Annotated in this window: 17 protein-coding genes; 13 read left to right on the forward strand and 4 right to left on the reverse strand. The window is 42.9% G+C overall.

Translation table 11 applies throughout. The features are described 5' to 3' along the window. The first annotated feature begins 56 nt into the window (after window positions 1-56). Complete coding sequence (locus BCU94_RS02605; RefSeq protein ID WP_241904948.1) at window positions 57-1256, forward strand: DUF418 domain-containing protein; 1200 nt, start codon at window positions 57-59, stop codon at window positions 1254-1256. A 568-nt stretch (window positions 1257-1824) separates the two neighbouring features. Next, window positions 1825-2295: an FKBP-type peptidyl-prolyl cis-trans isomerase gene (locus tag BCU94_RS02615; RefSeq protein WP_102475551.1), complete on the forward strand. Its 471-nt coding sequence runs from the start codon at window positions 1825-1827 to the stop codon at window positions 2293-2295. A 210-nt stretch (window positions 2296-2505) separates the two neighbouring features. On the opposite strand, the gene BCU94_RS02620 is transcribed toward BCU94_RS02615, so the two are convergent. After that, window positions 2506-3720, reverse strand: coding sequence for a Xaa-Pro peptidase family protein (locus BCU94_RS02620; RefSeq protein WP_102475552.1), 1215 nt, complete (start codon window positions 3718-3720; stop codon window positions 2506-2508). A gap of 252 nt (window positions 3721-3972) precedes the next feature. Between BCU94_RS02620 and BCU94_RS02625 the strand changes: the two genes are divergently transcribed. The 4 genes from BCU94_RS02625 (at window position 3973) to BCU94_RS02640 (ending at window position 9010) form a co-directional block, all read left to right on the forward strand. Further along, window positions 3973-5760: an aminopeptidase P family protein gene (locus BCU94_RS02625; RefSeq protein ID WP_102475553.1), complete on the forward strand. Its 1788-nt coding sequence runs from the start codon at window positions 3973-3975 to the stop codon at window positions 5758-5760. A gap of 334 nt (window positions 5761-6094) precedes the next feature. Then, window positions 6095-7396 (forward strand): DEAD/DEAH box helicase, encoded by a 1302-nt coding sequence (locus BCU94_RS02630; protein ID WP_076541129.1) that lies wholly within the window; start codon window positions 6095-6097, stop codon window positions 7394-7396. A gap of 235 nt (window positions 7397-7631) precedes the next feature. Continuing rightward, entirely contained in the window at window positions 7632-8267 is a 636-nt protein-coding gene (locus BCU94_RS02635; RefSeq protein WP_102438788.1) for a peroxiredoxin-like family protein, read from the forward strand. Window positions 8268-8341: 74 nt separating this feature from the next. Beyond that, window positions 8342-9010 carry a DUF2913 family protein gene (locus BCU94_RS02640; protein WP_102438790.1) on the forward strand — a complete coding sequence of 223 codons (669 nt, stop codon included), beginning with the start codon at window positions 8342-8344 and terminating at the stop codon, window positions 9008-9010. Between the two features lie 156 nt (window positions 9011-9166). On the opposite strand, the gene BCU94_RS02645 is transcribed toward BCU94_RS02640, so the two are convergent. Continuing rightward, entirely contained in the window at window positions 9167-9730 is a 564-nt protein-coding gene (locus BCU94_RS02645; RefSeq protein WP_102438792.1) for a DsrE family protein, read from the reverse strand. A gap of 214 nt (window positions 9731-9944) precedes the next feature. On the opposite strand from BCU94_RS02645, the gene BCU94_RS02650 reads away from it, so the two are divergent. Together BCU94_RS02650 and BCU94_RS02655 are read left to right on the forward strand one after the other, a co-directional pair. Beyond that, window positions 9945-10202: a DUF2960 domain-containing protein gene (locus BCU94_RS02650; protein ID WP_102438794.1), complete on the forward strand. Its 258-nt coding sequence runs from the start codon at window positions 9945-9947 to the stop codon at window positions 10200-10202. A gap of 94 nt (window positions 10203-10296) precedes the next feature. Beyond that, a complete protein-coding gene (locus tag BCU94_RS02655) occupies window positions 10297-10806 on the forward strand; it encodes an RDD family protein (RefSeq protein WP_102438796.1) in 510 nt (169 codons plus the stop codon). A 376-nt stretch (window positions 10807-11182) separates the two neighbouring features. Here BCU94_RS02655 and lptG read toward each other — a convergent pair whose 3' ends face one another. Both lptG and lptF read right to left on the reverse strand, forming a co-directional pair. Continuing rightward, window positions 11183-12241, reverse strand: a complete 1059-nt coding sequence (gene lptG / locus BCU94_RS02660; protein ID WP_102438797.1) for an LPS export ABC transporter permease LptG — start codon at window positions 12239-12241, stop codon at window positions 11183-11185. Continuing rightward, the gene (gene lptF / locus BCU94_RS02665) at window positions 12238-13350 is read right to left on the reverse strand and encodes an LPS export ABC transporter permease LptF (RefSeq protein ID WP_102438799.1); all 1113 of its coding nucleotides are present in this window, start codon (window positions 13348-13350) and stop codon (window positions 12238-12240) included. The genes lptG and lptF overlap by 4 nt, the downstream gene beginning before the upstream one ends. A 256-nt stretch (window positions 13351-13606) precedes the next feature. Between lptF and pepA the strand changes: the two genes are divergently transcribed. The 5 genes from pepA to BCU94_RS02690 all read left to right on the forward strand — a co-directional run bounded on the left by pepA (window position 13607) and on the right by BCU94_RS02690 (window position 21284). Then, a complete protein-coding gene (pepA, locus tag BCU94_RS02670) occupies window positions 13607-15115 on the forward strand; it encodes a leucyl aminopeptidase (protein WP_102438801.1) in 1509 nt (502 codons plus the stop codon). Between the two features lie 313 nt (window positions 15116-15428). Beyond that, window positions 15429-15881, forward strand: coding sequence for a DNA polymerase III subunit chi (locus BCU94_RS02675; RefSeq protein WP_102438803.1), 453 nt, complete (start codon window positions 15429-15431; stop codon window positions 15879-15881). 58 nt (window positions 15882-15939) lie between these two features. After that, complete coding sequence (locus BCU94_RS02680) at window positions 15940-18855, forward strand: valine--tRNA ligase (protein WP_102475554.1); 2916 nt, start codon at window positions 15940-15942, stop codon at window positions 18853-18855. Between the two features lie 389 nt (window positions 18856-19244). After that, window positions 19245-19580, forward strand: a complete 336-nt coding sequence (locus BCU94_RS02685) for a PBPRA1643 family SWIM/SEC-C metal-binding motif protein (RefSeq protein WP_102438807.1) — start codon at window positions 19245-19247, stop codon at window positions 19578-19580. A gap of 177 nt (window positions 19581-19757) precedes the next feature. Continuing rightward, window positions 19758-21284 carry an MFS transporter gene (locus BCU94_RS02690; protein ID WP_102438809.1) on the forward strand — a complete coding sequence of 509 codons (1527 nt, stop codon included), beginning with the start codon at window positions 19758-19760 and terminating at the stop codon, window positions 21282-21284. Window positions 21285-21960: the final 676 nt, after the last annotated feature.

Raw genomic sequence — 21960 nt, forward strand, 5'->3', positions numbered from 1 at the left:
CCGCAGGCTGTTAGTCTTTTATTACAATAATTAATCAACAAAGATATGAACTCGAAATGGATCCTTCAACTCATATTAATCGCCCTAATGCATTAACCTCAGATACACTTCAACAGCCACCACCAGCGTCATTAACCATTAATGAAAGTCACGGTAATCGCAATGCCAATATGGATGCCCTCAGAGGCATCGCCATTATTGGTATTTTGTTCATGAACATTTTTTTTATGAACAATAGCTTTTATGGCTATGCGCAGCATTACCCTCAAATTCAATCAGACATCATTTTAGAAGTCTTTAGTAATTTCTTCCTTGAAGGGCGCTTTATTTCGCTGCTATCTATCCTATTTGGCGCTGGATTATATATTCAATATAAGCGCTACGAGGCGGCTAGTTTAGTGGCCTACCCATTATTAAAACGGCGCATAATATGGCTTGCAGTATTTGGTTTACTCCATGGCATTTTTATTTGGGGCGGCGATATATTACTCAGTTATGCCTTTAGTGCATTTTTAGCCCTGAATTACCTCAACGGCGATATCACCCAGTTAAAAAAACGGGCTAATCAATTTATTGTTGGCTCGCTGCTCGTTATGGCCTTGCTGAGCTTGTTAGTAGAGCCAGAGTATTATTATCGCGGCTCTGAATTCCACCTTCAGCAGCTGCAAGCATGGTCTGCAAATTATAGTGACATAGTGTTATTACAACTTAACCAAGTCGGTTACATGTTACTGATTATACCGTTAACCTTAATGTGGTTTTTAGGGGGGCTAATGATGTGGGGAATGGCACTTTATCAACAAGGGGCATTTGAACATGGATTAGAGCGGACAACCTTAATCAAGTGCGCTATTGCGGCCATTATATTATCAAGCCTAGATAGCCTGTTAAGCTTCAGTTCAAGCGCTATTTCAGTTGAATTTTCAGCAATAGTGATGATGCTAAGCGCGATTCCTATGGCGTTGATTTACTTACACCTTATAGTAATAGTCTGTCAAAATTCCACTCAAGTGCTCGCGCCTTTTCAAGCTGTGGGAAAGCTGGCTTTTAGTTGTTATATTTTACAATCCATCATAGGTGTCAGCCTATTTCGTTATCTTATGCCTGAGCTTAACGCCAGCCTTGATAGAGTTGACTATATCTTAATTGCACTTGGCTTAAGTGGGCTGCAATTGCTGTTAGCGCCGCTTTATTTGCGCTATTTTAGCCAAGGTCCGCTAGAGTCACTTTGGCGTAAGCTGGTTTCAAAAAAATGACTGGGTTAAAAACTAGCTGTTAAGCTGATATTTAAAATGAAAGTTGATACTTTGGAATAAAAGGATTCATGACACTGATGAAAATATTTGCACTAATCAGCTTATGCTTGATGGCACTCTTTAGTTATAGCATTTGGCCATTTTTGGCAATTTATGTTGCCGCGATAAACCTGTTAAGCTTTTTGATTACATGGCTTGATAAACGCGCAGCAGCAAAACAAACATGGCGAACACAAGAGCGCACTTTACACCTTTTTGCGTTACTTAGTGGCTGGCCTGCAGGGCTTTTGGCTCAACAAACATTTAGGCACAAAACCCAGAAAACACCTTTTAAGTGGATTTACCTCTGCAGCATAGTTATCAATATATTGGCTTTGGCGGGCTTGGCTTACCTGCAATATCAAGGGCTTTAACTGTGCTAAAACTTATGTGGTATGTTTCTAAACCGCTAACTAAGCTCTTTGGGTTAAAAATCATGATTTAGCCGTTAAAAAAACGCCGCTGCACTTTACCCACTGCACTTGGGTGAGTACCATTCATTTATTGCTAGCAACCATAAGAAGAAGTTATGAAAATCATTTTGTCCGTTTGTGTGATCGCAGGGATCATCTTTTACTTTTACACGCAATCAAACAATGAAAAAGCCTCGAAAGAGAACATCATTAAAGGCAATGCTTTCTTATTAGAAAATGAAAAAAATCCAGATGTCGTTACCACCTTGTCAGGGCTACAATATGAAATAATGCATAAAGGTGATGCAACTGAGCATCCAAAAGCGACTGACACAGTGACCGTTCATTATCACGGCACACTTATCGACGGTACGGTATTTGATAGTTCGGTTGAACGTGGTGAAAGTATCGACTTCCCACTAAATCGGGTTATTCCTGGCTGGACTGAAGGGGTGCAATTAATGTCAGTGGGCGATAAGTTCCGCTTTTTTGTTCCTAGCAGCTTAGCTTATGGCAATCGCTCGGCAGGTAAAATCCAAGGCGGTTCAGTACTCATTTTTGAAGTTGAGCTATTAGCAATAAACTAAGAATGAAATCAGCTAAAAATCTACTCTGACTAAAGATCACAATTTAAGTGGCTAAGTTTAGACAACTAAGTTTTAGCGACTAAGTTTAAGCCTCTAGGTTTAAGGTTTAAGCGCCAGAAAATAAAAATCCCTTATAGCCAAGCTACAAGGGATTTTTTATTGGTTCATCTATATTGTTTATCGCAACTCACTAAATAGTGATGTCGATATCTAGCTTAGCCCAAATGGATCATCAATTGATTTAGCCGGCTGGGTGAACCACACAGCGCCAGATTCAGTCATATAAAAATGATCTTCGTGTCTAACGCCAAACTCACCTGGTACACATAACATCGGCTCGTTACTAAAGCACATTCCTGCTGCTAGCTGGGTGTGATCGTTTAGCACTAAATAGGGCCATTCATGAATATCTAAGCCAATTCCGTGTCCGGTGCGATGGGGTAAGCCTGGCACATCATAACCTGGGCCAAAACCTGCATTAACGATTACTTCTCGAGCCGCTTTATCAACACTTGCACACGTTGCGCCAATAGTCGCAGCAGCAAACGCCGCCAGTTGCGCTTGTTGCTCTAAATTCCATAATTCACGTTGGCGCTCACTTGGCTCACCAAATACATAAGTGCGGGTAATATCTGAGTTATAGCTGCCTAGCTGACAACCGGTATCAATCAATACCGTGTCGTTTAAATCCAGTGTTTTAGGCGACTTAACCCCATGGGGGTAAGCGGTATCTTCGCCAAACAATACAATGCAAAAATATGAACCTGCTGGCGCGCCAACCTTGATGTGGGCTTGATGGATAAAATCTTCCACTTCTTTGGTGCTAATGCCTTCACGTAAGATACTGGCGGCAGCAATATGAACCGCTAAGGTCATGTCCTTAGCTCGTTGCAACAAGGCCAGCTCCGCTGGCGATTTAATCATTCTACAACCGGCAGTGATGCTTTTGGCATTCACATAATTGAGTTGATCATTGGCGCTGCGAATACCATCAAAAATAAAGAAAGCGCTGGCTTCATCAATGCCCACCTTGCCAGCATTAATGCCTTTATTTGCTAGCATGTCGGCAAATAACTGAAAAGGGCTTTCATCTTCTTGCCAGGTATTCACCTTGCCCTTGACGGCCATATAACCTTGTAAGGTATCAAGCTCAAATGCAGGGGCAATATATTCAAGCTCACCGCAGGCAGGAATAATCGCCCCAACCATACGCTCGCTAGCATACCAGCGAGTACCGGTAAAATAGTACAGGTTAGTGCCAGCATTAATGTAGATGGCTTCAATGCCTTGTTGCTGCATTAATTGCTGTGCTTGGCTAATTCGCTGTTCAAACTCTCCTACCCCAATAGCAGCCACATCATGGGTCATATCTGACAAACTCGCTAATGCTTGTTGTGGGGTTTGGGTTCCGACTCCGACTGTCATAGTACGCTCCGATAATTAATGCTAGATAAGCAAATTTTATTCTATTAGTGATCCGATAATCCGCATAGTGTAAACTTCAACCACAAAATGTATACAATATAAATTATCAATTGTATTTCAACATTACACTCGCTGCGGTTACCCTGCAGATGATGACTATCGTCAGCGCTTTGTTTGAAAATAAACCGCCGTTGCGATAATCGCTTTACCTTAATAAGACTGAATCAATCAGCCACCTCCAATGGAGCAACCATGCCAGATACGATCACTCAGCGCCTTGACGCCATTCGCCAAACCATGTCGCAACAAAATCTCGATGCTTTTATTATTCCCCGAGCAGATGAATACCTCGGTGAATATGTCCCTGAGCGCAATGAAAGGCTGCATTGGGCTACTGGTTTTACCGGCTCGGCGGGCATGGCTATTATTTTAAAAGACACGGCCGCTATTTTTGTTGACGGTCGTTACACAGTGCAAGTGGCACTGCAAGTTGATGCGCAGTTGTTTAGTTATGAAAGCCTAACGGATACGCCGCAAATTCAATGGCTGATTGATAAGTTAGCTCAAGGTAAACGTGTTGGCATAGATAGCCGATTACATACCTTAGCTTGGTATCAACAAGCACAGCATCAATTAACAAAAGCTGATATTAGCTTAGTGTCAGTTGCTGAAAACCCAATTGATATCCATTGGCAGCAACGCCCAATGCTACCAACAGAGCCCATTACCTTATTTAGCCATGAGGGCGCAGGCCGTAATAGCCTTGATAAACGTCAACAAATTGGTGACATCATTGCCAAGCAAGGCGCCGATATGGCATTAATTGCCGCTTTAGACTCATTCTGTTGGTTACTTAATATTCGTGGCAACGATGTGCCAAGATTACCCGTCACCTTAGGCTGCGCGTTACTGAGTGCCAACGGTGATATGACCTTATTTGCTGATAGCAACAAACTGCCCCAAGGCTTTGCTGAGCATGTGGGCGCTGGCGTTGAATTTAAAGATGAATCATTATTAGCTGAAGCGCTTAAGCAACTTAACGGTGTAAAACTGCTGGCAGACCCTAATACCAGCAATGCTTGGACCCAGCTAACCGCAGAGCAAGCGGGCGCCATATTAGTTGCGGGCTCAGATCCTGTCGCGCTGCCAAAAGCACAAAAGAATGCCGCCGAGCTTAGTGGTATGCGAGCATGTCATATCCGTGATGGTGCAGCAGTAAGCCGTTTTCTTGCTTGGCTTGATATGGAAGTTGCCGCCAACCGTCTTTATGATGAAGCCCAGCTTGCCGATAAACTGGAATCATTCAGATTAATTGACCCACTGTATCGTGAGCCAAGCTTTGATACCATTTCAGCCACCGGTGCTAACGCCGCTATGTGTCATTACAATCATAATGACGCCACGCCAAGTCAAATGACCATGAACAGCATTTACTTGGTAGATTCTGGGGCGCAATACCTTGATGGCACCACAGATGTCACCCGTACTATAGCCATTGGTGACGTCAGCGCTGAGCAACAAAAAATGGTCACCTTAGTATTAAAAGGTCATATTGCCCTTGATCAAGCCAAATTCCCTAAAGGCACATCAGGCCAGCAGTTAGATGGCTTTGCTCGTCAGTACTTGTGGCAACATGGTTTTGATTATGACCATGGCACAGGCCATGGCGTAGGACATTTTTTAAGTGTTCATGAAGGCCCGCAGCGCATTGGTAAAAACGTGAATGGCGTGCCATTATTGCCAGGTATGGTGTTATCCAATGAGCCGGGGTATTACCGCGCTAATGAATTTGGTATTCGCATTGAAAACCTAGTGGCTGTGCTCCCATCACCAAGCCTAGTTAATGCTGAGCGTGAAATGCTGGAGTTTGATGCCTTAACACTAATCCCTATTGATAAGCGTTTAATTGATAAATCCTTACTCACTCAAGCTGAAATTGATTGGTTAAATCGCTACCATCAAAAAGTGTTTACCACCTTATCAACTATGCTCACAGGTGATGACCTTGCATGGTTAACTGAGGTAACGACTGAGCTTTAATATAACTCAGTCATTATCCCCATACTTGCCCAATTTTAAGCCATTTAAATTGGGCATTTTTGTTTTCAGAGCCCGTTTCTAATTGCCATAACGTCGCCATAATCATGCCCTAAAAACTGACCACAAAACTTAGTTAAGAATTAATCAAAAAACTTTGTTATACTCCGCCGCCGCTGATCCATTAGCGAACTTTAAAACCCATGTTAAAATGACATGCTAAGTCGTTTTGGTACTAGCACGATGAACTATACTCAGGCAGGTTGAAAACTAATATTTTTAGTTAACTAGCCACTGAACTGTTGAATGACGTGATAATGATAGGAACAAGATACCAATGAAATTTGAATCTTTTAGCTTCGCCCCAGAAATATTAAGTGCGATCGCTGATTGCGGGTATAAAACTATGACACCCGTTCAACAACAAGCTATTCCAGCAATTCGTCGTGGCCAAGATGTACTTGCCAGCGCCCAAACCGGTACTGGTAAAACAGCCGCATTTGCATTACCTATGCTGCAAAAAATGGTTGAAAACCCACGTGAGTTACAGCATTCAAATACCCGCGCGTTAATCTTAACCCCGACGCGCGAGCTAGCTGCTCAGGTTGCTGACAATATTGCTGATTACAGCAAGAACATCAACATGGAAGTACTGACCATTTATGGCGGCGTAAAGCTGACTAGCCAAGCGCAAAAGCTTAAACGTGGTGCTGACATTATTGTAGCAACCCCAGGGCGTTTACTTGAGCATTTAAACGCATGTAACTTAAGCCTTTCAAATGTTGAGTTTTTAGTCCTTGATGAAGCTGACCGTATGCTGGATATGGGCTTTAGCACCGACATTCAAAAAATTCTTCAAGCCGTGAATAAGCAGCGTCAAAACTTATTATTCTCAGCCACCTTCTCAACCTCAGTTAAGAAGCTTGCTAACGAAATGCTTGAAAAGCCAGTGGTCATTACTGCTGACAAACAAAACACCACCGCAGATACCGTAAGCCAAGTGGTTTATCCCGTTGAGCAGCGCCGTAAGCGTGAATTACTATCTGAATTGATTGGCACTAAAAACTGGCAACAGGTGTTAGTCTTCACTGCAACCCGTGATGCTGCAGATAAGCTAGTGAAAGAACTTAACCTTGATGGTATTCCGTCAGCTGTGGTTCATGGCGAAAAAGCCCAGGGCAGTCGACGCCGTGCATTACGTGAATTTGTTGAAGGTAAAGTACGTGTGCTAGTTGCAACCGAAGTTGCCGCTCGTGGATTGGATATTCAAGATTTAGGCTATGTTGTTAACTATGACTTACCATTTCTTGCTGAAGATTATGTGCACCGTATCGGCCGCACCGGACGTGCAGGTAAATCAGGTACCGCAATTTCATTTGTGAGCCGCGAAGAAGAGCGCACCTTACATGATATTGAAAAATTAATCGGTCAACCAATTCGCCGAATTACTGCGCCAGGTTATGAAGTTGGCAGCCGTGAATTACTGTTAAAGCAAATTCAAAAGCGTCGTAGCTTTGCGAAGAAACAACAACGTGCTGATAGCGCGGGTGAGCAAGTTGTCGGTGAGCGTAACATGCAAGGTCGCCGCGTAACGGTAGGTAAATCAACCAGTACCGTTAAGTACAAAAAACTGAAGTAATCATCCCTTTATTATTTCAATATTAAGGCGCTATTAGCGCCTTTTTTTATGCCTAAAAACCAATAAGTAACTCATTATTCGCTTTAAGTAAGTTCGATGAAATAAAAACTGTGGTGATCAGGTCTAATCATTGTCGCCGTAACAGCGAATATTATAACCAGTATAACTCGGCGATAAGAAGTGCCAATTAGGGCGCTCACTAAGATCATCACTTTAATTGAATATGGATTTCAGCATGTTAAAAAAACTTATATTAGTCGTCGCAATGGCCTTATTTAGCTTACCTTCAATGGCTAAACCTATTGCTAGCGATGAATACCACGTCATGCCATTAATGAATGGACAACAAATCCCGAACCTTGACCTTAAAGATGTTGCCGGCAATAAGGTTAACCTACTAGCATTAACCGCAGCTAAGCCCACTATCTTCTTTTTCTATCGTGGCGGTTGGTGCCCATTTTGTAATGTTCAAATGGGCCAACTTAAAGCTATTGAGCCTAAATTAATTGAAATGGGTTTTCAGTTAGTGGGGATTTCACCTGACTCACCCGCTAAACTTAAAGCCTCAATGAATGACAATAAACTGGATTACCTATTGCTATCAGATGAAAATATGACCGCATCCCAAGCCTTTGGTATTGCCTTTTATACCAGTGAAAAAGTCACTAGTATGTACCGCGCCAAGCTCAGTGTTGAAAATACTCTTTGGACCACACCTGCAGGTGAGCAGCGCTTAGTCTTACCAGTGCCTGCAGTTTATCTGGCAGATAAAACCGGCTTGGTACACTTTCAATACATAAATCCAAATTATAAAGTGCGCCCCGCACCTGAGCTTATCTTAACCGCGGCTAAATTACTGCAAGGGCAATAATTTGCAGCAGCAATAACTCGCCTTTGCTACAATAGCCTCGCCGCACTTCCCATTTTTCTGCGGCGGAGTTATTTATGCAAAATACAACACAAGCACCAACATACAACCAAGCGATTTTGGCCCTAGCTGAAGCAGGGATTAAAGCCTTGCAAGAGTCTGCATTAAAGCAAAAAGCCAAGCGAACCCCAGCCCAAGAAAGTCATTTTCTGTGTGCATGGATGGTGGAGTCATTACGGGATAAGCGCTTTCCTAAAATGGTTGCAGATGATCTCAATAGCTGGATCCGTATGGCTCGCAGCCAAGGCGCTGGCGCCATGTTACCGCAGCTACTGCAACGTATCGCAACTCAATACCAACAAGTGCTCACCACCACCTTATCTGAAAAAGGCGCAATCGATGCGCTTATCGAGCATTTAGATAGCAACGAATGGTTTGTTATTACTGATACTGCGTTTTCAGACTCAGGTGCCAAAAAGCTCAAACTGGCGGGTAATGGTCAATCGAGTATGGTGATTTGTGAACATCAGCTGTCGCACTATTTTGATGTAGATAGACTCATTAAGCCTTTAGCTATCTATGTGCGTGGTGATGAGCAATATTTTGCCGAGCAAGCGCTCAATAAAGGGCTATTGGTTAGCCAAGGTAATAAAAAAACCAGTCTTATCAAACATCATAAAACCTATTTGGTATACCCAAACAACCAGTTATCAGAGTTATGTTTATTAGTAGAGTCGCTGGCTTAACTCGCTAATTAACTGCTGTAACGAAAAGCGCTAACTTAATGTCGGCGCTTTTTTTTGTTTCTGGTTGGGTTTCTTAAAGAATTTTAAGATGATGTTTAGCCAAACATTTTAGAAAAGGTTTTAGAAAAGGTTTTAGAAAAGGTTTTAGAAACGGCTTTAGAATGGGTTAAGACTATAGCCTTGCTCCGCCAAAATAGCATGGGCCGTCATTGCTGATAATGCCATTTCAACTCCAGGCAATAATGCTTGATTACTAAGGTTGTAATACGCTGCGCTTTGACCACAAATATAGACCTTCACCCCATATTCAGTTAATTGCTGTACCAAAGCTTTATTGGCATTTTCGATGGGCGCAGCTAAGCCGTGTTGCTGGCGATAATAGCCATCATCAGCTAAGTCCCCAACGGCGCTGCCATGTACGACCATAGCTAAATTAATATCTTTAGATTTAACCCCTGCAGCCTCATGCATATTAATAAATCTAGCAAGGGTATTTAAACTGCGATTAACCTCACCAACCTTAGCCGCTTTGCTCATATCAAAAGCGATATTAAATTGCATGCCTTTTGGCAAGGCCAGTTGGCTGTCAATTGTCGCGATTTCGCCATAGCCTTTTATCACAGTTCCAGCTTTAAAGGCCTCTTTTCCTGCCATAGCAGCACTAGAGGTTACCAATAGTAAGCTAACCATCAGCAATTTGAGACTTGATATTTTGTGCATCTTTTATCCTTATTGATTGCATTATGACAAAGCTATCTTGAAACGCTGCATTTAGCTATAATAGCCCTCAAATTTTTACCCCTGTAAATAAATTGCTCAGGGGTATCAATCTCAAAAGCTGCGTAATCAAGTATCAATGCTTAACCGCCAGCTTATCTTAGTCGTATGTGTTGCTTAGCAAGCTAATGTTAAGCCGCCAAACTCAGGAGTTTCCATGGCTCGCCAAGTCATTTATACCTTTAAAGGTAAAACCAAAACAATCGCATTCAGTTACGATATACATCATGACCTATACGAAGCTGCGGCTGAAGCTGAAGGTATTGATTTAACCAACTTCTTGGCTATGGAACAGCAAATTGCAATGACCTCTAAAAAAGGGGCTAAAGCAGAAAAAGATTACCGTAAAACCGAGTTTGCCCGTTTCGGTTTTAGTAGCATCAAATTTGTTCGTGATGATGACGAGCAAAGCTAACAGTCAAAAACTAACCGCTAAGAGTTAAGAGTTAAGCGCATTTGTATTAGTGGCATCACCAATTATTAGTGACAACAACAATAAAAGGATTTACATGATAAATTCAGACCACGCTAATTTCCCTAGAGCCAGCTTTATCCGCCGCTGTGGCGCCATAATATATGACTCATTATTGGCTGTAGCCGTATATATGGTTGCCGGTGCCATTGGTTTTGGCCTGTTTGTCGGCCTTACCAGCAGCGGCGTTATTTCAATGGATGGTTACGAGCACATTGCAGATGCACTGCATCAAACCCCACTGTATAAAGGTATTTATCAGTTATGGGTCGTACTTTGTGTCGTCGCTTTTTATGCCTTATTTTGGAGCCGCGGCGGTCAAACATTAGGGATGAGAGCATGGCGCTTAAAAGTGCAGCACCCTAATGGACAAAACTTAAGTTTTGTTACTGCGCTTGCCCGCGTGGTGTGGTCACTGGCTGGTATTGGTAACTTATTTATTCTTATCAATCCTGATAAACAGGCCCTACAAGATAAAATGACCCAATCAGAAGTCGTAGTACTGTCGGTTGAAGCGAACCAAATGCGCAATTGGCGCGGCGCTTAAACTAGCGGCACAAACTAATGCCATAAACTAGTGCCATAAACTAGTGCCATAAACTAGTGCCATAAACTAGTGCCATAAACTAGTGCCATAAACTAGTACCATCAAAGAACACGCCGTAATCCTATGGGTTACGGCGTTTTTTATTGGTGCTGTAGAACATCAAGCCGCTAACATGGCGCAGCGATTTGGGCTAAGGCTCAAACTAAAAGCAGAACTAGAGGTAGAGGTAGAGGTAGAGGTAGAGGTAGAGGTAGAGTACAGCAATAAAACCCTGGTTGATGTGGTCAAGTAAATATAAAAAAATCCCAACAACTAACGTCATTGGGATATTTATTATTCCAGACTTGCCAGAAGCAAGCGCCCTATCAGGCAAAGGCTATTTTCTGATGAAATATAACGCGCCAATACTAAAGAGTAGTGGTGGCATACCTGCACCTATATAGGCGGGTAAGCCATAAACAATACTCATAGGGCCAAATATCTCACTACAAATATAAAAGCTAAAGCCAGCGACCACGCCAAGCAAGACTCTTGCGCCCATTGTCACGGTTCTTAAGGGGCCAAATACAAATGACAGTGCCACTAAAATCATCACTGCTACAGTAATTGGCTGCATAATTTTACGCCACAAAGCCAGCTCATAACGACTCGGATCTTGCTGATTAGCTTCAAGGTAATCTAAATAACCCACTAGACCTTGAATGCTTAACGCTTCAGGTTTTACTGACACCACACTTAATTTATCAGGGGTTAAGGTAGAGTTCCAAATTCGCTCTTCTTGGTATTCGAAGCTAATCTTGTTATCAGTAACTATGGTATTTTTAACATCAAATAAGCGCCATACATCATTAGAAAATTTAGCGCTTTGAGCCTGAGTCATGGTGGTTAACTCTAACTGATCATTAAACTTATAAAAGGTCACTTTATTTAAGGTGTTTATGGTTTCAACTTCACCAATATTGACAAATAAGTCACCGTCTCTTGCCCACACGCCTCGATGAGATTTGATCAGGCTACCACCAGAAACTTTGGTTGCTTGTAGCTCTTTGGCCGTTCTTTCTGCAACAGGTGCACCCCACTCGCCTAAGGCCATTACAATGATCATCAATGGAATGGCAGTTTTCATCGCTGAAATCGTAATTTGCAACCGAGACATACCGGACGCCTGCATTACTACTAATTCAGAGTTCGATGCCAACATTCCCATACCAATCAGCGCCCCAAGTAATACTGCAATGGGGAAAAACAACTCAATATCACGGGGGATTAAGTAAATAACATAGATAATCGCATCAAACATAGTGTAAGCACCGCGGCCAACTACACGTAGCTGATCAACCCACTTAATGATGCCCGACAAGCCAGTTAAAATAAGTAAACATAACGCCGATGTGCCAATAATCACTCGGGCAATATAGAGATCGAGTATCTTCATACTGCCACCTTCTTACGTTTAAGTAATTGCAGTAACTTAGCACCACTTGGACGCTCTTTACCCAGTAAGAGTATACCGATAATAAATGCTGAGCCATGGATCCACCACATGCCTAATACTTGTGGGATGACTTCATCCTCAAGCGCTTTACGGCCGGCAACCATTAAGCCGAAATAGCCTAAATAAAGTAAAATCGCTGGGAACATTTTGGCAAACTTACCTTGCCTTACATTCACCCGAGCCAGTGGCACTGCAATTAAGGTCATGAGTGGAATCGCTAAAGGCAGCGCTAAACGCCAATGGAATTCTGCTGCTGCTTCAGGGCCTGGCGTAGCAAGTAACTGATCAACCGGTAAAGCTGAAAGCTTACGACGACGTTCATCCACTTCTTGCTCTTTAATTTCCATCTTATAACCACCAAACTCAATCATTTGATAGTCAAGATTATTCGGGCTACCTTGATAACGGGTACCATTATCAAGTTGTAATTGCTGGCTACCAAACTTATCTTCCACTACGCGGCCATTTTCTGAAACCACAATATTAGTTAAGCCTTTTTCGTCTTCAGGATCAGGTAACTGAGCCACAAACACTTTTTGTAATTCGTTAGATTTAGTGATTTTTTCAACAAACAACACAGCTCGGCCATTAGGGCTAGCTTGAAAGCGGCCTTGGGTAATTGCTGCTAAACCGGCTTCTGACTGTGCCTGTTCTAGCACTTGATTTTGTCTTTCTTCCGCCCATGGACCTACATAAACCGATAAAATACCAGTAAACACTAAATTTGCTACCGCCAAAAGCAAGGTCACACGGGTGACATACCACTCACTGATCCCGACGCCATGAAGCACCACCATTTCATTTTCGGCATACATTCGCCCATGGGCGAGCAATATCCCTAAGAAAAAGCTCAGCGGCAACACCAAAACGGTTAATTGCGGTAAATTTAGCCCCAATAACGTCAGCACTAAAGACGCAGGGAAATCACCATCAGAGGCATCTCCCAGTACTCGCACAAATTGCTGGCTAATAAAAATAGTTAACAGCACCAAAAGTATCGCAAATTGGGCTTTTAAAACTTCAACGATCAAGTATCTAAATACAATCACAGGTAGGATCCACAGTCTAAAACTTGTCTTTTTGCTGGTATCAGAGTAACTTCACTATTAAATGTCTGCTTTTAGCAGTTATTGATAGTTTTCTGACCAGCGCGTGAGCTTCTTTAAGTGTAATTCATTTAGCTGATATAGCAGAAAATTACCAAGGATTTATTTCCTTAAAGGTTTGTAAATATGGCCTAACAGGCCGAATTAAAACATTATCTAATAAATATAAAAATTTGTCTTTAATAATCTAGGAGTGCTCATGGAGTTTAGCGTAAAGAGCGGCAGCCCCGAGAAACAACGTTCAGCTTGTATCGTTGTCGGTGTATACGAACCACGTCGTTTGTCAGGTATCGCAGAGCAGTTGGATAAAATCAGTGAAGGTTACATCAGTAACTTGCTTCGACGCGGTGATTTAGAAGGCAAACCTGGACAGATGTTATTATTGCATCATGTTCCCAATGTGCTCAGTGAGCGTGTTTTGTTAGTCGGTTGTGGCAAAGAGCGTGAACTTGATGAGCGCCAATACAAACAAATTATCACAAAGACTATCAATACCTTAAATGAAACGGGTTCAATGGAAGCAGTTTGCTTCTTAACTGAATTACACGTTAAAGGCCGCGATACTTATTGGAAAGTACGCCAAGCAGTTGAAACCACTTATAACAGTTTATATAGCTTTGATGCTCTGAAAACCCGTAAAGGCGAAACCCGTCGTCCGTTACGTAAAATGGTATTCAATGTCCCGACTCGTCGCGAGTTAACTCTTGGTGAACGCGCTATCGACCATGGAATGGCAGTATCATCAGGTATGCACTTATGCCGTGATGTTGCCAACATGCCGCCAAACATTTGTAACCCTGCATACTTAGCCTCTCAAGCACGTCAAATTGCTGAAGTTCATGACAGCCTTACGGTTTCAACTGTGGGCGAAGAGCAAATGGCAAAACTCGGTATGCATTCATACCTTGCTGTAGGGCGTGCTAGTGCCAATGAATCTATCATGACAGTAATGGAATATAAGGGCGCAGTTGATGAGACTCAAAAGCCAATCGTCCTTGTTGGTAAAGGCCTTACCTTCGATTCTGGTGGTATTTCATTAAAGCCGGGCGAGGCCATGGATGAGATGAAATACGACATGGGTGGCGCTGCCGGTGTTATTGGCGCCATGAAAGCCTTATGTGAAATGAAGCTGCCAATTAACGTTATCGGTATTCTTGCAGGTTGTGAAAACATGGTTGCGGGTAATGCTTATCGCCCTGGTGACATCTTAACCACTATGTCAGGTCAAACTGTTGAAGTGCTTAATACTGATGCCGAAGGCCGCTTAGTATTATGTGACGTGCTGACTTATGTTGAGCGTTTTGACCCAGAATTAGTGATTGATACTGCCACATTAACTGGTGCTTGTGTCATTGCTCTGGGCAAACATGCTTCAGGTTTATTCTCATCTCATAATCCACTTGCCCATGAAATACTCAATGCCGGTGAGCAATCAGGTGATCGCGCATGGCGCATGCCGATTTGGGATGAGTATCAAGAAATGCTTGAAAGCCCGTTTGCTGATATGACTAACCTAGGTGGTCGTCCAGCAGGGTCAATCACTGCAGCTTGTTTCTTAGCGCGCTTTGCTAAAAAATATAACTGGGCACATCTTGATGTTGCCGGTACAGCTTGGAACAGTGGCGCTAATAAAGGCTCTACAGGTCGTCCAGTACCAATATTAAGCCAGTTCTTATTGAACCGCGCAGGAGTTGAGCAAGGCGAGTAATTGACTTTTGTTGCAACTAGTTTGTTGCTAATAGTTTACTGTAAATAACAGGCAGTAACCTAATAAAAGGCGAAGTAGTTACTTCGCCTTTTTTATCCCTCTTGTTCGAAGGTTTACATATTTTAAAACCGCAAAAACAGCTCCCTTTGAGTAGCAAGCAAACCGATAAGCCTGACAAATAAATGCGAACACAAGGATTGCTAAAATTTCAGCAGATTTCTATTCAATTAAGCAAAATTAACTCTCCTGCACCCTAGCCCCAATCGATGCTTTTAGTGTAAAATTCGCCTTTACTTCATCAAAATTTAAAATAATGTCAAAGACTCTGTTTTACTTAATGCCAGCAATCAATACCCAAGCCAGTGCGCTTGAAAGCGTATACCTTGCAGCATGTCAGATTGCAGAACGGCATTATCGCCAGCAGCAGCTTGTTTATATTCACTGTCAGAATAAGCAACAAGCCTATGCCATTGATGAATTATTATGGCAATTTGAGCCAACAGCATTTGTTCCCCACAATTTGAAAGGGGAAGGACCGATAACAGGTTCACCTGTCGAGATTGGTTTTGATAAATTAGGCGCCAATAAAAGTCGCCAATTACTGATAAACCTTGCAGACCAAGTGCCAGCATTTGCGGTTAACTTTCCGCATATTATCGATTTTGTTGCTAATGATGATGCGCTTAAACAGATTGCCCGTATTCGCTACCGTGAATACAAGCAATTGGGCATTGAGCTTACTACCACTGAGTTCACTGGCGTTTAAGTCAGTTGATTCGTTAACAATACCAACTATTAATTTAGATTGAGAAAACAAAAATCCCATGGAAAAAACATATAATCCGCAGTCAATTGAGCAATCTCTATACCAAAATTGGGAAGAGCAAGGCTACTTCAAACCACATGGCGATGAGTCAAAAGGTAACTATTGCATCATGATCCCGCCACCAAATGTGACGGGTAGTTTGCACATGGGTCATGCATTCCAAGACACCATCATGGATACGTTGACTCGCTACCAGCGCATGAAGGGCAAAAACACCCTTTGGCAAGTGGGTACCGATCACGCAGGCATTGCAACCCAAATGCTGGTTGAGCGTAAAGTCTTTGCAGAAGAAGGTTTAGGTCGTCACGACCTAGGCCGTGATAACTTTATCGAGCGCATCTGGGATTGGAAAAATGAATCAGGTGGCACCATCACCAAACAGCTACGTCGTTTAGGCGCTTCTGTTGATTGGGATCGTGAACGTTTCACAATGGACGAAGGTATGTCTGAAGCCGTACAAGAAGTATTTGTACGCTTATATGATGACGAGTTGATTTATCGTGGTAAACGCTTAGTCAACTGGGATCCAAAACTGCACACTGCTATTTCAGATCTCGAAGTAGAAAACAAAGAAAAGCAAGGTAGCATGTGGCATTTCCGCTACCCGTTAGCTGATGGCGCATTGACAGCCGACGGTAAAGACTACTTAGAAGTTGCCACCACACGTCCTGAAACCATGTTAGGTGACAGCGCCGTTGCGGTTCATCCAGATGATGAGCGTTATCAATCACTTATTGGTAAGTTCATTCTTCTGCCAATCGTTAACCGTCGTATTCCTGTTGTGGCAGATGACTATGTTGACATGGAGTTTGGTACCGGCTGTGTGAAAATCACTCCAGCTCATGACTTTAACGATTATGAAGTCGGTAAGCGTCACGCCCTACCTATGTTCAACATCTTAACCATCAATGCTGACATTCGTAGCGCTGCAGAAGTGGTAAATACTGATGGCACCGCAAACACCGAATTAGATAACAGCTTACCTGAGCGTTATGCCGGTCTTGAGCGCTTTGCTGCACGTAAAGCCATTGTTGAAGAGTTCGACACCTTAGGTTTATTAGGCAAAATTGATCCTCACGGATTAAAAGTGCCATACGGCGACCGCTCTGGCGTGGTTATTGAGCCACTACTTACCGACCAATGGTATGTGTCAGTTGCGCCTATGGCTAAAACAGCCATGGAAGCGGTTGATAACGGCGACATCAAGTTTGTGCCACAGCAATACGAGAACATGTACAACTCTTGGATGCGCGACATTCAAGATTGGTGTATCTCACGTCAACTTTGGTGGGGACATCGTATCCCAGCTTGGTATGACGAAAGTGGCAAAGTCTATGTGGGTCGTGACGAAACTGAAGTTCGCACTAAACATAAGCTAGATGACTCGGTTGTTTTACGTCAAGATAACGATGTATTAGATACCTGGTTCAGCTCAGCGTTATGGACATTCTCAACACTTGGCTGGCCAAAAAATACTGAAGAATTGAAAGCTTTCCACCCAACTGACGTGTTGGTCACTGGTTTTGATATTATCTTCTTCTGGGTGGCGCGCATGATCATGATGACCATGCATTTCATCAAAGATGAAAACGGCAAGCCGCAAGTGCCTTTCAAAACGGTATATGTCACTGGACTTATCCGTGATGAAGCCGGTAATAAGATGTCCAAATCTAAAGGTAACGTATTAGATCCTTTAGACATGATTGACGGTATCGATCTTGAATCACTTGTTGAAAAACGTACCGGCAATATGATGCAGCCCAAAATGGCCGCTAAAATTGAAAAAAGCACTCGTAAAGAATTCAGTGAAGGTATTGAAGCACATGGCACCGATGCACTGCGCTTTACTTTAGCTTCAATGGCATCAACCGGTCGTGACATTAACTGGGACATGAAACGCCTTGATGGTTACCGCAGCTTCTGTAACAAGATCTGGAACGCATCACGTTACGTGTTGATGAACACTGAAGTGCAAACTGAAGATGCAGCAGACGATGCTATCGGCGAAGCATTAGATTGCGGCCAAATCTTGGTTGATGGCAAGCCAGGAGCAATGGAATTGTCGCTAGCTGATCGCTGGATTATCGGTCTGTTTAACGAAACCGTTAAAACCTACGATGAGCACATGGCCAATTACCGTTTCGACTTAGCGGCTAATACTATTTATGAGTTCACCTGGAACCAATTCTGTGACTGGTACCTAGAGCTCACTAAGCCGGTAATGCAAAACGGCACCGATGCACAACTGCGTGGCACACGTCATACGCTGGTTAATGTACTTGAGCAAATGCAGCGCCTAATGCACCCAATGATGCCTTACCTCACTGAAACTATCTGGCAGCGCGTTAAGCCGCTAGCAGGTGTTGAAGGTGATACCTTAATGATTGCGCAATTCCCTGAGTATGACGCAACTAAGGTAGACGCGCAGGCAATGGAAGATCTTGAGTGGGTTAAGCAAGTCATTACTGCTGTGCGTAACATTCGCGCTGAACTAAACATTGCCCCATCTAAGCCACTTAACGCCCTACTTCGCGGCGTGAGTGAGCAAGATAAGGCACGTTTAGAGGCTAATCAAACTTTCTTCAAGACACTAGCTAAGCTTGAGTCTATGACAATTCTTGCTGATGGTGAAACTGCCCCAATGTCGACTACCCAACTTGTCGGTGACATGGAGCTATTAATCCCAATGGCAGGGTTGATTGATGTGGCTAAAGAAGTAGCCCGTATCGACAAGCTACTTGAAAAAGCAGCTGGCGAGTTCAAGCGCATTGAAGGCAAGTTATCTAACCAAGGCTTTGTGGCTAAAGCCCCTGCCGCCGTGATTGAAAAAGAACGCGCTAAGCAAGCTGAATATCAACGTGATATGGATAAGCTTGCAGAGCAAAAAGCAGAACTTGCTAAGCTAGAAGGCTAAGTAACAAAGCTTGGTTTATTTGCCATCTCGCTAAATAAACCCAAACTAAAAAGGCTATCAAGGTATTTGATAGCCTTTTTTAATGGCTAAAATTAACCCAAGCGATGAAAAGTATGATTGTTGAGCAGTTACAATAGATTGTAAAAACTTATCTCCATTAAGTTAATTACAACGCCACAGGCGGCTTATTCAGGCAAATAATACCTAAAAAAATGGTCAAAATGGCTTAGATACTGTATAAGCTTCGCCTCTAGATATTTTTCATCCATTTTAAGAGTCTTGAAGCTTTAGCTTATAATCACTTATCAACCTTAAGTTAGCTTCAAATGCCTTGGTTTACCACCTTGGTTCAAATACTCTACATTTAAAACGATAGGCAGGCACAACACATGTCAGATAAATTCTTTTTCAAAGGCCGTCAAACGCCAAAACCTGCCTATGGCGAAAGTGGTTACAACACCAAACGCCAAGCTAAACCTGGCACTGCAGCGCTTCCTTTACAGTTATCAGTTCAAACTGATAAGCGTAAGCTTGAAGTTGAAGCATTAGTTGCAGAGAGCAAACTAGTCGCAACTATTACTGTTAACAGTGACGTCGCTGAAGATATATTTGAACTTCTGGGTATTTTAAACAAGCCAACGGCAGTCACCGCAGAAGCCAAAATTAACCGTAATGACCCTTGTACTTGTGGTAGCGGTAAGAAATATAAAAAGTGCTGTGGCTAAGTCCTTTAAGTGACATCAGATTAATTAAAGCGAGCGATTAGCTCGCTTTTTTGTATAAAAAATCCCCCTCCGAAACGCAATTATCACATTCCTGCTCAGTAACTTTGGTAAATTTGGTTAATTTAGGTAAAGTGTCTGCCGACCTATTGTTAATAATAATAATCATAAGGGTGATTTATGAGTGAAAGTTCACACTCAGGCAACGACCTAAGAGAAGTGAAACAGCTGGGCATGTGGGCATCTATTGCCAGCTTAAGTTATATATTTTGGATTGTCGGCGGCATGGAGCTGGTGGAACGTATTGCCTACTATGGGGTAAAAGCCAGTGCCGGTTTATATGCTAAAACACCAACCTCGGAAGGCGGGCTGGGTATTAGCCTTAGTGATTACGGTGTCATTATTGCCATTTGGGCATTTATGCAAACCTTCATTCCAGTATTTACTGGCGGCATATCTGATCGCGTAGGCTACAAAGAAACCATCTTTGCCTCAACAGTAATCAAGATCATGGGTTACTTGGTGATGGCTATGTTTCCAAGCTTTTATGGCTTCTTGATTGGTGCAATATTATTGGCCGCAGGGACAGGGATCTTTAAACCCGGTATTCAAGGCACCTTAGTGCTTTCAACCGGACGGCAAAACACCTCAATGGCGTGGGGCATATTCTATCAAGTGGTCAATATTGGTGGCTTCCTTGGGCCTTTAGTGGCTGTACATATGCGTCAGTTATCATGGGATAATGTGTTTTACGCTTGTGCTGCCATCATCTCTTTTAACTTCCTATTTTTACTAGCTTATAAAGAACCAGGTAAAGAAGAGCGACTTGAGCGGGCCCGCAAAGTCAAATCAGGCGAAATTAAACAAGAAGCATTATGGCGTGATGCGCTTCATGAGCTTAAAAAGCCCGTTGTTATCTATTACATGTTGGTATTTGCTGGTTTCTGGTTCTTATTTAATGCCTTATTTGATGTATTACCTATTCATATTGCTGAATGGGTTGATACCAGCGTGATTGTCACCTCTCTATTTGGCCCTGAAGGCACCTCTAACGGCTTTTTCCAGTTTTGGTTAGGCCTTGATAATACTGGTACTAAGGTGATGCCTGAAGGCATGCTCAACCTCAATGCTGGTATGATCATGACCAGTTGTTTCTTGGTTGCTGCACTTACCGCTAAGTATCGTATTACCACTGCCATGTTAGGTGGTTGTTTACTGAGTATTTTGGCATTCGTGCTCATTGGCGCAACCAATGCTGCATGGATGATTGTACTGGCTATTGCAATGTTCTCATTCGGCGAAATGATGATTAGCCCGAAGAAAAATGAGTTTATGGGCAATATTGCCCCTGAAGGTAAAAAAGCCATGTACTTAGGCTTTGTGATGTTACCTCAAGGGATAGGCTGGACTCTGGAAGGCTACTTTGGGCCTAAACTGTATGAGATGTATGCCTCAAAAGAGATTTTCTCACTGCAGCTTCTTGCAGAGCGTGGCATGAGTCAAACAGATGTTGATGCAATCCCCCAAGGCGAAGCATTTTCAACCTTAGTGACTTATACCGGTGAGCCTGCACAGCAGCTAACAACGCTGCTGTATAACACCCACAGTATCGGCAACGCTTGGTATATTATCGCTGCGGTGGGAACAATTTCGGCAGTAGGAATTTATCTTTACGGTAAGTGGTTGTTTAAACTGCAACAGAGCTAAAGTAAATTACACTGGCTTGCCAGCACAGTAGCTAACAACGATGCTAAAAAACTATGGCGTATAACACCCACAGTATCGGCAATGCTTGGTATATTATCGCTGCGGTGGGAACAATTTCGGCAGTAGGAATTTATCTTTACGGTAAGTGGTTGTTTAAACTGCAACAGAGCTAAAGTAAATTACACTGGCTTGCCAGCACAGTAGCTAACAACGATGCTAAAAAACTATGGCGTATAACAGCCACAGTATCGGCAAAGCTGGGGACATCATCGCCGCTGTGGGACGATTTCGCCAGTAGGGATTTATCTTTACGGTAAGTGGTTGTTTAAACTGCAACAGAGCTAAAATAAATTACACTGGCTTGCCAGCACAGTAGCTAACAACGATGCTAAAAAACTATGGAGTATAACAGCCACAGTATCGGCAAAGCCGGGGACATCATCGCCGCTGTGGGACGATTTCGGCAGTAGGGATTTATCTTTACGGTAAGTGGTTGTTTAAACTGCAACAGAGCTAAAATAAATTACGCTGGCTTGCCAGCACAGTAGCTAACAACGATGCTAAAAAACTATGGCATATATATGGCGTATAACAGCCACAGTATCGGCAAAGCTTGGTACATCATCGCCGCTGTGGGACGATTTCGGCAGTAGGGGTTTATCTTTACGGTAAGTGG

Source organism: Shewanella sp. 10N.286.52.C2 (genome assembly GCF_002874545.1).
Lineage (GTDB): Bacteria > Pseudomonadota > Gammaproteobacteria > Enterobacterales > Shewanellaceae > Shewanella.

Bases quoted from the DNA above. Each gene is read 5' to 3' on its own strand.
- BCU94_RS02605 (WP_241904948.1), top strand. From the start codon at position 57: ATGGATCCTTCAACTCATATTAATCGCCCTAATGCATTAACCTCAGAT.
- BCU94_RS02615 (WP_102475551.1), top strand. From the start codon at position 1,825: ATGAAAATCATTTTGTCCGTTTGTGTGATCGCAGGGATCATCTTTTAC.
- BCU94_RS02620 (WP_102475552.1), bottom strand. From the start codon at position 3,720: ATGACAGTCGGAGTCGGAACCCAAACCCCACAACAAGCATTAGCGAGT.
- BCU94_RS02625 (WP_102475553.1), top strand. From the start codon at position 3,973: ATGCCAGATACGATCACTCAGCGCCTTGACGCCATTCGCCAAACCATG.
- BCU94_RS02630 (WP_076541129.1), top strand. From the start codon at position 6,095: ATGAAATTTGAATCTTTTAGCTTCGCCCCAGAAATATTAAGTGCGATC.
- BCU94_RS02635 (WP_102438788.1), top strand. From the start codon at position 7,632: ATGTTAAAAAAACTTATATTAGTCGTCGCAATGGCCTTATTTAGCTTA.
- BCU94_RS02640 (WP_102438790.1), top strand. From the start codon at position 8,342: ATGCAAAATACAACACAAGCACCAACATACAACCAAGCGATTTTGGCC.
- BCU94_RS02645 (WP_102438792.1), bottom strand. From the start codon at position 9,730: ATGCACAAAATATCAAGTCTCAAATTGCTGATGGTTAGCTTACTATTG.
- BCU94_RS02650 (WP_102438794.1), top strand. From the start codon at position 9,945: ATGGCTCGCCAAGTCATTTATACCTTTAAAGGTAAAACCAAAACAATC.
- BCU94_RS02655 (WP_102438796.1), top strand. From the start codon at position 10,297: ATGATAAATTCAGACCACGCTAATTTCCCTAGAGCCAGCTTTATCCGC.
- lptG (WP_102438797.1), bottom strand. From the start codon at position 12,241: ATGAAGATACTCGATCTCTATATTGCCCGAGTGATTATTGGCACATCG.
- pepA (WP_102438801.1), top strand. From the start codon at position 13,607: ATGGAGTTTAGCGTAAAGAGCGGCAGCCCCGAGAAACAACGTTCAGCT.
- BCU94_RS02675 (WP_102438803.1), top strand. From the start codon at position 15,429: ATGTCAAAGACTCTGTTTTACTTAATGCCAGCAATCAATACCCAAGCC.
- BCU94_RS02680 (WP_102475554.1), top strand. From the start codon at position 15,940: ATGGAAAAAACATATAATCCGCAGTCAATTGAGCAATCTCTATACCAA.
- BCU94_RS02685 (WP_102438807.1), top strand. From the start codon at position 19,245: ATGTCAGATAAATTCTTTTTCAAAGGCCGTCAAACGCCAAAACCTGCC.
- BCU94_RS02690 (WP_102438809.1), top strand. From the start codon at position 19,758: ATGAGTGAAAGTTCACACTCAGGCAACGACCTAAGAGAAGTGAAACAG.